Origin of the sequence: Kitasatospora sp. NPDC101176 (assembly GCF_044768035.1) — a bacterium.
GTDB lineage: Bacteria > Actinomycetota > Actinomycetes > Streptomycetales > Streptomycetaceae > Kitasatospora.
The window spans coordinates 49,958-60,455 of the sequence record NZ_JBIWPA010000033.1 but is presented as its reverse complement, the minus strand read 5'-3'; the positions used below and the strand labels follow the sequence as shown (position 1 = coordinate 60,455).

Annotated in this window: 7 protein-coding genes; 6 read left to right on the top strand and 1 reads right to left on the bottom strand. The window is 74.2% G+C overall.

Features of this window, described 5'->3' with window-relative positions; translation table 11 throughout:
• Window positions 1–22 precede the first annotated feature (22 nt).
• Window positions 23–1,267: a signal recognition particle-docking protein FtsY gene (gene ftsY / locus ACIRS1_RS31940; protein WP_402845652.1), complete on the top strand. Its 1,245-nt coding sequence runs from the start codon at window positions 23–25 to the stop codon at window positions 1,265–1,267.
• 99 nt (window positions 1,268–1,366) lie between these two features.
• Here ftsY and ACIRS1_RS31935 read toward each other — a convergent pair whose 3' ends face one another.
• Window positions 1,367–2,044 carry a bifunctional DNA primase/polymerase gene (locus tag ACIRS1_RS31935; RefSeq protein ID WP_360220925.1) on the bottom strand — a complete coding sequence of 226 codons (678 nt, stop codon included), beginning with the start codon at window positions 2,042–2,044 and terminating at the stop codon, window positions 1,367–1,369.
• A gap of 605 nt (window positions 2,045–2,649) precedes the next feature.
• Between ACIRS1_RS31935 and ACIRS1_RS31930 the strand changes: the two genes are divergently transcribed.
• From ACIRS1_RS31930 to ffh, 5 genes are all read left to right on the top strand, one after another.
• Window positions 2,650–4,104, top strand: coding sequence for a hypothetical protein (locus ACIRS1_RS31930; RefSeq protein WP_360220928.1), 1,455 nt, complete (start codon window positions 2,650–2,652; stop codon window positions 4,102–4,104).
• A gap of 289 nt (window positions 4,105–4,393) precedes the next feature.
• A complete protein-coding gene (locus ACIRS1_RS31925; RefSeq protein ID WP_402845651.1) occupies window positions 4,394–5,830 on the top strand; it encodes an ammonium transporter in 1,437 nt (478 codons plus the stop codon).
• Complete coding sequence (locus ACIRS1_RS31920; RefSeq protein WP_270143771.1) at window positions 5,830–6,168, top strand: P-II family nitrogen regulator; 339 nt, start codon at window positions 5,830–5,832, stop codon at window positions 6,166–6,168. The genes ACIRS1_RS31925 and ACIRS1_RS31920 overlap by 1 nt, the downstream gene beginning before the upstream one ends.
• Before the next feature lie 177 nt (window positions 6,169–6,345).
• Entirely contained in the window at window positions 6,346–8,802 is a 2,457-nt protein-coding gene (locus ACIRS1_RS31915) for a [protein-PII] uridylyltransferase (RefSeq protein WP_402845650.1), read from the top strand.
• Window positions 8,803–8,902: 100 nt separating this feature from the next.
• Entirely contained in the window at window positions 8,903–10,468 is a 1,566-nt protein-coding gene (ffh, locus tag ACIRS1_RS31910) for a signal recognition particle protein (RefSeq protein WP_402845668.1), read from the top strand.
• Window positions 10,469–10,498: the final 30 nt, after the last annotated feature.

Genomic DNA, 10,498 nt, shown 5'->3' with positions numbered 1-10,498 from the left:
GGTCACGGATACTGGAGCGGATATGGAATACGTGATCCTTGCCGTAGTCATCGCCGTGATCGCCGTCGGCGCGATCGCGGGCCTCGTCGTTTCCGGCAGACGACGCCAGCAGCTCCCCCCGAAGTCGCAGGCGCCGGTCATCACGGCGCCGAAGCCCACCCCGGCGGAGCCCCAGGTCGGCGACGAGTCCGCGCCGCCCACCGAGGAGCCCCGCCGCACCGTCGAGGAGGTGGAACTCCCCCTTCCCGAGGCCGGGACCACCGAGGCCGGGACCGCAGAGGCCCCCGCCGAGATCGAGGTCGAGGCGGCCGAGGCCGAGGCGCCCCCGGCCGTCGAGGTCCCCGAGCCCACCGCGGGCCGGCTGGTCCGGCTGCGCTCCCGGCTCTCCCGCTCGCAGAACTCGCTCGGGAAGGGCCTGCTCACGCTGCTCTCCCGCGAGCACCTGGACGAGGACACCTGGGAGGAGATCGAGGAGACCCTGCTCACCGCCGACGTCGGCGTCGCCCCCACCCAGGAGCTGGTCGAGCGGCTGCGCACCCGGGTGAAGGTGCTCGGCACCCGCACGCCCGACGAGCTGCGCGCGCTGCTGCGCGAGGAACTCGTCGAGCTGGTCGGCAGGGACCTCGACCGCACCGTCCGCTCCACCAGGCACGAGGACGGACCGGCCGTGGTCCTGGTGGTCGGCGTCAACGGCGTCGGCAAGACCACCACCACCGGCAAGCTGGCGCGCGTCCTGGTCGCCGACGGCCGCAAGGTGGTGCTCGGCGCGGCCGACACCTTCCGTGCCGCGGCCGCCGACCAGCTGCAGACCTGGGGCGAGCGGGTCGGTGCCCGCACCGTGCGCGGCCCGGAGGGCGGCGACCCGGCCTCCATCGCCTTCGACGCCGTCAAGGAGGGCATCGCCGAGGGCGCCGACACCGTGCTGGTGGACACCGCCGGCCGGCTGCACACCAAGACCGGCCTGATGGACGAGCTGGGCAAGGTCAAGCGGGTCGTCGAGAAGCACGGCCCGGTGGACGAGGTGCTGCTGGTGCTGGACGCCACCACCGGCCAGAACGGCCTGATCCAGGCCCGGGTCTTCGCCGAGGTGGTCGAGATCACCGGCATCGTGCTGACCAAGCTGGACGGCACCGCCAAGGGCGGCATCGTGGTCGCGGTCCAGCGCGAGCTGGGCGTGCCGGTCAAGCTGGTGGGTCTGGGCGAGGGCGCGGACGACCTGGCGCCGTTCGAGCCGGGCGCGTTCGTGGACGCGCTGATCGGGGACTGAACGCCCCGCGCACGAAGGGTCCGCTCCCGACGGGGGCGGGCCCTTTCGCGTGCCCGGCCAGGTGCGGCGGAGGCGGGGAGCCCTGGCGGGGAGTGCGGGCTAGGACGCCAGCCAGGCGGGTTCGGCGGTGCGCTCGCGGCCACGGTGGCAGGCGTAGGCGAGGGTGCCGAGCAGCAGCCGGGCCTCCGGCGGGCAGCCGGCGTTGTCGCGGGTGGGGCGGCGCAGCCAGCGGACCGGGCCGAGCGTGCCGAGCACGGTGGGCGGGGCGGCCACGTAGCTGCCCTCGCCGTGGCAGGTGAGGTCGAGGGCGGCGTCGTCCCAGCCCATCCTGTAGAGCAGGTCCGGCAGCCGGCGGGCGGTGCCGGCGGCGACCAGGAACTGCAGTCGACCGGTGGGTGCGGCTAGCACCGGGCCGACCTGGGTGCCCATGCGTTCCAGCCGGACCAGCGCCTGCAGGCCGGCCTGCTCGGGGACGTCCAGGACGTCGAAGGCGCGGCCGGTGGGGAACAGCACCGAGCCCTCGGCGCCGGCGGCGCGGGCCCGGCCCGCGGTGCCCGGCACGGGGTGCAGACCGGGTGCGGCGCAGCGTGCGGAGCCGCAGGGACAGCGGGTCGGGGCGGTGGCGGAGTCGGCCGGGGCGCCGGTGGCGACCGTCCAGCCCCAGCGGCCGGTGTACTCCGCGGCGGCCTGGGACGCGGTGACCTTGGTGCGGCGGCGCGCGCCCAGCGGTGTCAACCGCAGGTGTCCCAGTCGAAGTTCGCCGAACAGGTTGTCCATGCCTCCCCCAACAGGTTCTGGTTGCCGATGGTTACGGGATCGTGACTTTGTGTTGATTGTCCGTTGCGTGACGCGTTGTGCGGTGGCGGCGCGCAGCGCGCGGTGCGCGCCTGTTGCGGTGGTGCGCCTCGGGCGCCGCCTTGTGGCGGGCGGCACCGGTGCAGGATCGTCGGGTGCGCGGGGCGGGTGCCGACCGGTGCGGTCGGCGAACTCGCCCGTGGCCGCTGTGGATTGCCGGTACCACCGGGTTTCGCCGGAGGACTTGGCGGCCCGCATATGCCGGACCGTCGGTCCATCCAGTGAAGCGTGTGGGTCCTTGCTTCGGTTCACTCCTGGGGGTGGCGAAAGGTGGCGTTTCGCCAGGGTCGCTCCCGCGGGTGCCGGGCGGGGCATTACGTTCAGCACACGGACGTGGTCGTCGAGTCGACTCCAGGCCCTCGGGGAACGGGAGTTGGGGATCTGACGACTCGTCCGCGACGATGGCACACCAGTGCGACGGCACGGTACGGCACCACCTCAGGCACGGCACGCCTGGCAAGAGCCCGCAACCGTCGGGCGTCACGATCGGGGCCCCGGCAGGGGCCGGGCGGGATGGGGACGTTCCCATGGCAGAGAAGCAACCCAACGAGAAGCTGACCACGTGGTTCGCCCGCAGCGGCTGGTCCAAGGGCGAGCTGGCCCGCCAGGTCAACCGTCGGGCCCGGCAGATCGGCGCCCACCACGTGTCCACCGACACCTCGCGGGTGCGCCGCTGGCTCGACGGCGAGCAGCCCCGGGAGCCCATCCCCAAGATCATGTCGGAGCTCTTCTCCGAGCGCTTCGGCTCGGTGGTCTCCATCGAGGACCTCGGCCTGCGCGCGGCGATCCCGGTCTCGACCGTGGGCGGCGGCGTCGACCTGCCGTGGAGCGCGCCGCAGACCGTCCAGCTGATCAGCGACTACTCCCGCAGCGACCTGATGCTCAACCGCCGGGGCTTCCTCGGCACCTCGCTCGCGCTGACCGCCGGCGCCGCCCTGATCGAGCCGATGCAGCGCTGGCTCGCCCCCGGCCCGACCGGCACCCCCACCCCGATCCTCGCCGCGGCCAACGGCGGCGACCCCTTCACCGGCCGGCTCTCCGAGCCGGAGCTCGAACTGCTCGAGCAGACCACCGTGATGTTCCGCCAGTGGGACGCCCAGAACGGCGGCGGGTTGCGCCGCAAGGCCGTCGTGGGCCAGCTGCACGAGGTCACCGACCTCCTCCAGGAGACGTACAACGAGAACACCACTCGGCGGCTGTTCCGGCTCACCGCGGAGCTCGCCCACCTGGCCGGGTGGATGTCCTACGACGTCGGGATGCACCCGAGCGCGCAGAAGTACTACGTGCTGGCCCTGCACGCCGCCAAGGAGGCGGGCGACCGCCCGTTCGGCGCACTGATCCTCACCGACATGAGCCGCCAGATGATCCACCTCAACCGGGGCGAGGACGCCCTGGAGCTGATCCACCTGGCGCAGTACGGCAGCCGGGACACCGCCACCGCGCGCCAGCAGTCCCTGCTGTACGCGATGGAGGCGCGCGCCTACGCCACCATCGGCGAGGTGAACCGCTGCGCCCGGGCGGTCCGGCTGTCCGAGGACACCTTCACCGACATCCGCGAGGGGGACGAGGAGCCGGACTGGCTGAAGTTCTTCTCGCCCGCCGAGCTGAACGCCGAGAACGCGCACTCCTTCCGCGACCTCGCCTACCACTCCGACAACGCCGAGCTGTACGCCTCGATGTCCGCGCCGGTGATGGAGCGGGCCGTCGACCTCTTCCGCCAGGACGGCGACCACGTGCGCTCGTACGCCTTCAACCTGATCGGCATGGCCAGCGTGCACCTGCTGCAGAAGGAGGCCGAGCAGGCCGCGGTGATGGCCGAGCAGGCCGTGGACATCGCCGCCAAGGTGCGCTCGGAGCGGCTGAACTCCCGGGTGCGCAAGACCACCGAGGCCGCCGCCGCCCGCTTCAGGGGCGTGGACGCGGTGAGCCGGCTCAAGGAGCGCGTGGTCCAGGACATCCCGGAGTACGTCTCGGTGGTCTGAGGGCTCCGCCGCCGGGCCCCCGCCGACCGTGCCGGCCCCCGCCGGCACGGTCGGCGGCGCTTTCGCGACCGGCCGTGCCGTGCGGCGGCACGGTAAGCCGTCCGGCCCGGTGACGGGGCCGTGGTTCACGCAGGTGTAACCCGCGCGTCGTATGCGTCACGGCCGCGAAACAACGGGCCGCACTGGCCGAAACCAGCCTTCGGCACGCTCCTCTGCATCGCCGACACCCCGGGGTGGCACGGGACAGGTAACCCGGGTGTGGATCGGCTTTCACGCAGAGGAGACGCCGATGCCGGACGGCTTCAGCGCGGGCGACACCGCCTTCGTGCTCATCAGTGCGGCCCTGGTCATGGTGATGACCCCGGGCCTGGCCTTCTTCTACGGGGGCATGGTCCGGGCCAAGAGCACACTGAACATGCTGGCGATGAGCTTCCTCTCGCTCGGCATCGTCAGCGTGCTCTGGGTCCTCTACGGGTACTCGCTCAGCTTCGGACCGGACTCCTTCGGCGGGCTGATCGGCAACCTGGACTTCATCGGGATGCGCGGCATCGGCCTGAACGACCTCACCGGGACCATTCCGGTCACCGCGTTCTCCGCCTTCCAGCTGATGTTCGCGATCATCACCCCGGCGCTGATCAGCGGCGCCATCGCGGACCGGGCGAGATTCGCCGCCTGGGGCCTGTTCATCGCCCTCTGGGTGAGCATCGTCTACTTCCCGGTCGCGCACTGGGTCTTCTTCTTCGACGGCGGCAACGGCGGCTGGCTGGGCGACCGCAACGGCGTGATCGACTTCGCCGGCGGGACGGCCGTCCACATCAACGCGGGCGTCGCGGGCCTCGCGCTCTGCCTGGTGCTCGGCAAGCGGGTCGGCTTCAGGAAGGACCCGATGCGCCCGCACAGCCTGCCGCTGGTGATGCTCGGCTCCGGACTGCTCTGGTTCGGCTGGTTCGGCTTCAACGCGGGCTCGGCGCTGGCCGCCAACGGCGTCGCCGCGATGGCGCTGGTCAACACCCAGGTGGCCACCGGCGCCGCGCTGGTCGGCTGGCTGGTCTTCGAGAAGTTCAAGCACGGCGCGTTCACCACGCTGGGCGCCGCCTCCGGCGCGGTGGCCGGTCTGGTCGCGATCACCCCGGCCTGCGGCTCGGTCAGCCCGCTCGGCGCGGTGGCGATCGGCCTGGTCGCCGGGGCCGTCTGCGCCGCCGCGGTCAGCCTCAAGTACCGCCTCGGCTTCGACGACTCGCTCGACGTGGTGGGCGTGCACGCGGTGGGCGGCGCGATCGGCTCGCTGCTGATCGGCCTGTTCGCCACCGGCGGTGTCGGCCAGACCGCCAAGGGCCTGTTCTACGGCGGCGGGCTCGGGCAGCTCGGCAAGCAGGCGATGGGCGTGGCCGTGGTCGCCGCGTACTCCTTCGTGCTCTCCTGGCTGCTGGCGAAGGCCGTCGACCGGACGGTCGGCTTCCGGGTCGCCGAGGAGGTCGAGGTGGCCGGCATCGACCAGGCCGAGCACGCCGAGTCGGCCTACGATTTCAGCGCCGTGGGCGGGGGCCTGGCCCGGGCCGTCACGGGTCTGGTCGGCGCCGCTCAGGCCGCTCAGGCCGCCAGGGCCGTCGAGGGCTCCGGTGACGGGCCGGCGGCCGGGTCCGCCGGGCAGCCCCCGGAGAAGTCCGCCGAGAAGTCCCCGAAGACCGCCGAGAAGACCGCCGAGAAGACCGAGGTCGACGCCTGATGAAGCTCATCACCGCCGTGATCAAGCCGTACCGCCTGGACGAGGTGAAGGCCGCCCTGCAGGCCTTCGGGGTCCACGGCCTGACCGTCACCGAGGCCAGCGGCTACGGCCGCCAGCGCGGCCACACCGAGGTCTACCGGGGCGCCGAGTACACCGTCGACCTGGTGCCCAAGATCAGGATCGAGGTGCTGGTCGAGGACGAGGACGCCGACGACCTGATCGACGTCCTGGTGAAGGCCGCCCGCACCGGCAAGATCGGCGACGGCAAGGTGTGGAGCATCCCGGTCGACACCGCCGTCCGGGTCCGCACCGGCGAGCGCGGCCCCGACGCCCTCTGAGCCCGCTCCGGGGCCACCTCCGGGGCCCCGGCCCCGACTCCCCCCGAAGGCCCTGACACGCACCGCGGGCGGGCCTGCGACCCCTCCGGGCGCAGGCCCGCCGGCGGCGTATCGGCGCCCGGCCCCGCGGGCCCTCCGGCGCCACCCGCTCAACCGCACGACGGACGGGACCACGCGATGACCACCGAGACCAGCCCGCCCTCCCCGACCGGCGACGACCGGGACGGGACCGCCCCCCACGCCGCCGCCCGGGCCGCCCTGCTCGCCGACCCCGGCCGGTCCGGCCGCCCCCGCCGCACCGCGCTCGCCCGGCTCACCGACGACTGGCTGGCCGGCCTGTTCACCGCCGCCGGCCGGCCGCCCGGCGTCGCACTCGTCGCGGTCGGCGGCTACGGGCGCGGCGAGCTCTCCCCGCGCAGCGACCTCGACGTCCTGCTGCTGCACGACGGCCGGATCGCCCGCGACCTGCCCGAGCGGATCTGGTACCCGGTCTGGGACTCGGGCTCCGCGCTCGACCACTCGGTACGCACCCTCGCCGAGGCCCGGGCGGTGGCCGCCGCCGACCTCAAGGCCCAGCTCGGCCTGCTGGACGCCCGCCACCTCGCCGGGGACCAGGCGCTCACCGCCACCCTGCGCTCGGTGGTGCTGACCGACTGGCGCGCGAGCGCCCCCGCCCGCCTGCCCGAGCTGCGCGAACTCTGCCGCGAGCGGGCCGAGCGGCACGGCGAGCTCTCCTTCCTGCTGGAGCCCGACCTCAAGGAGGCCCGCGGCGGTCTGCGCGACGTCGTCGCCCTGGACGCAGTGGCCGCCACCTGGCTCGCCGACGCCCCCCGGGACGGTCTGGACGCCGCCGCGCTGCGGCTCGCCGACGTCCGCGACGCGCTGCACCTGGCCACCGGCCGGGCCACCGAGCGGCTCAGCCTCCAGGACCAGGACCAGGTCGCCGAACGGCTCGGCGTGCTCGACGCCGACACCCTGCTGCGCGAGGTCTACGAGGCCGCCCGCACCATCGCCTACGCGAGCGACGTCACCTGGCGGGCGGTGGACCGGGTGCTCGCCGCCCGCTCCGGCCGGGGCCGCCGGAGCGCCCGGTCGGCCTTCCGCTTCGCCGGCGCCGGGCGCGGCGCCGGCGCGGTGGCCCGGGGCGCGGTCGAGCGCCGCCCGCTCGCCGAGGGCGTGGTCGAGCAGGACGGCGAGGCGGTGCTGGCCCAGGGGGCCCGCCCGGCCGCCGACCCGGTGCTGCCGCTGCGTGCCGCGGCCGCCGCCGCCCAGAACGGCCTCACCGTCTCGTACGCGACGGTGCGCCGGCTGGCCGCCGAGTGCCGGCCGCTGCCGACGCCCTGGCCGGACGAGGCCCGCGAGCAGCTGGTCACCCTGCTGGGCGCGGGCGAGGCGGCCGTCCCGGTCTGGGAGGCGCTGGAGGCGGAGGGCCTGGTCACCCGGTTGCTGCCGGACTGGGAGCGGGTGCGCTGCCGTCCGCAGCGCAACGCCGTGCACCGCTGGACGGTCGACCGGCACCTGGTGGAGACGGCGGTGCGGGCGGCCGCGATGACCCGCCGGGTGGCCCGGCCGGACCTCCTGCTGGTCGCCGCGCTGCTGCACGACATCGGCAAGGGCTGGCCCGGCGACCACAGCGAGGCCGGTGAGGTGATCGTCCGCGACGTCGCCGTCCGGATGGGCTTCGGCCCCGAGGACACCGAGACCCTGGCGGTGCTGGTCCGCCACCACCTGACCCTGGTCGACACCGCGACCCGGCGCGACCCGGACGACCCGGCCACCGTCGAGGCGGTCACCAAGGTGGTCGGCACCCCGCAGCAGCTGGAGCTGCTGCACGCGCTCACCGAGGCCGACGCGCTCGCCACCGGGCCGGCGGCCTGGAGCGCCTGGCGGGCCTCGCTGGTGGACGGCCTGGTGGCCCGGGCCGCCGCCCGGCTGGCCGGCGCCGCGACCGCCCTCGTGGAGGCCGCGCCGACCGCAGAGCAGGAGCGGCTCGCGGTCGAGGCCGCCCGGACCGGGGGGCCCGCGCTGTCGCTGCTGGCCCAGTCCGACGGGGCGGACCCGGCCACCGAGCCGATGGGCGTCGAACTGACCCTGGCCGTCCCGGACCGGCCCGGGCTGCTGGGCACCGTCGCCGGGGTGCTCGCGCTGCACCGGCTCACCGTCCGCTCGGCGGGCCTGCGCGAGCTGGACCCGATCGGCGCGGGCCCGGTGCTGCTGCTGTCCTGGCGGGTGGCCGCCGAGTTCGGCGAGCTGCCGGAGGCCGCCCGGCTCCGGGCCGACCTGCGGCGGGCCCTGGACGGCTCGCTGGACGTCGCGCGCCGACTGGCCGAGCGGGACGCCGCCGCCCCGCGCCGCCGGGGCATCCCCACCCCGCCGCCGCTCGTCGCGGTGGCGCCCGCGGTGGCCTCGGCCACCGCGACCGTGCTGGAGGTGCGCGCGCACGACGCCCCGGGGCTGCTGCACCGGATCGGCCGGGCGCTCGACGGGGCCGGCGTCCGGGTGCGCACGGCGCACGTCTCGACGCTGGGCGCGGAGGCCGTGGACTCCTTCTACCTGACCGACGAGGAGGGCCGTCCACTGGCCGCCGGGCGGGCCGCGGAGGTGGCCGCGGAGGTCCGGGCGGCCCTGGGTTGAGACCCCCGGGCACGGGGGTGGAGACCTCACCCGGGGCGGCCGGATACCCTGGGGGGCGACGACCGTACCGATACCGATGCCGCAGAGGACCCGCGACGACGTGTTCGACACCCTTTCCGATCGCCTCGCAGCGACGTTCAAGAACCTCCGGGGCAAGGGCCGCCTGAGCGAGGCGGACATCGACGCCACCGCCCGCGAGATCCGCATCGCACTGCTGGAGGCGGACGTCGCGCTGCCGGTCGTGCGGGCCTTCATCAAGCAGGTGAAGGAGCGGGCACTCGGCGTCGAGGTCTCGGGCGCGCTGAACCCGGCGCAGCAGATCATCAAGATCGTCAACGAGGAGCTCATCGCGATCCTCGGCGGCCAGACCCGACGGGTGCGGTTCGCCAAGAACGGCCCGACGGTCATCATGCTCGCCGGCCTCCAGGGCGCCGGAAAGACCACCCTCGCGGGCAAGCTCGGCCACTGGCTGAAGCAGCAGAAGCACACCCCGCTGCTGGTGGCCTGCGACCTCCAGCGCCCCAACGCGGTCAACCAGCTCCAGGTGGTCGCCGAGCGCGCCGGCGTGGCCTTCTACGGCCCGCAGCCGGGCAACGGCGTCGGCGACCCGGTGCAGGTGGCCAGGGACTCGATCGAGTACGCCAAGCAGAAGCAGTACGACGTCGTCGTCGTCGACACCGCCGGCCGTCTCGGCATCGACGCCGAGCTGATGCAGCAGGCCGCGGACATCCGCGCCGCGGTCAACCCGGACGAGGTCCTGTTCGTGGTCGACGCGATGATCGGCCAGGACGCGGTCACCACCGCGCAGGCCTTCCTCGAGGGCGTCGACTTCACCGGTGTGGTGCTCTCCAAGCTCGACGGCGACGCCCGCGGCGGCGCCGCGCTCTCGGTCGCGCACGTCACCGGCCGGCAGATCATGTTCGCCTCCAACGGCGAGAAGGTCGACGACTTCGACGCCTTCCACCCGGACCGGATGGCCTCGCGCATCCTCGGCATGGGTGACGTCCTCTCGCTGATCGAGAAGGCCGAGCAGACCTTCTCGCAGGCCGAGGCCGAGAAGATCGCCGCCAAGCTGCGCGGCGGCCCGAAGGCGTTCACCCTGGACGACTTCCTGTCGCAGCTGGAGCAGGTCCAGAAGATGGGCTCGATCTCCAAGCTGCTGGGGATGCTGCCCGGGATGGGCCAGATCCGCGAGCAGATCAACAACATCGACGACAAGGACGTCAACCGGGTCGGCGCGATCATCAAGTCGATGACCCCGACCGAGCGTGCCGAGCCGGAGCTGATCAACGGCTCCCGCCGGGCCCGCATCGCCAAGGGTTCCGGCGTCCAGGTCGGCGAGGTGAAGAACCTCGTCGAGCGGTTCTTCGAGGCCCGCAAGATGATGTCCGCGATGGCCTCCGGCAAGGGCGTGCCCGGCATGCCGGGGATCCCCGGCATGGGCGGCGGCGGCAAGAAGTCCGCCAAGAAGGCCCCGCAGGCCAAGGGCAAGCGCAAGAGCGGCAACCCGCTGAAGCGCGCGCAGGAGGAGGCCGCGGCCGCCGAGCGCCGCGCGCTCGGCCCGGGCGGTGCCCAGGGCCCGGCCGACGGCGGCGCGTTCGGCCTCGGCGCGGGCAAGGGCCCGGCCGACTTCGAGCTGCCCAAGGAGTTCAAGGACCTGCTGTAGGCCCCGGTCCGCCTCCCGACGGCCCGCCGC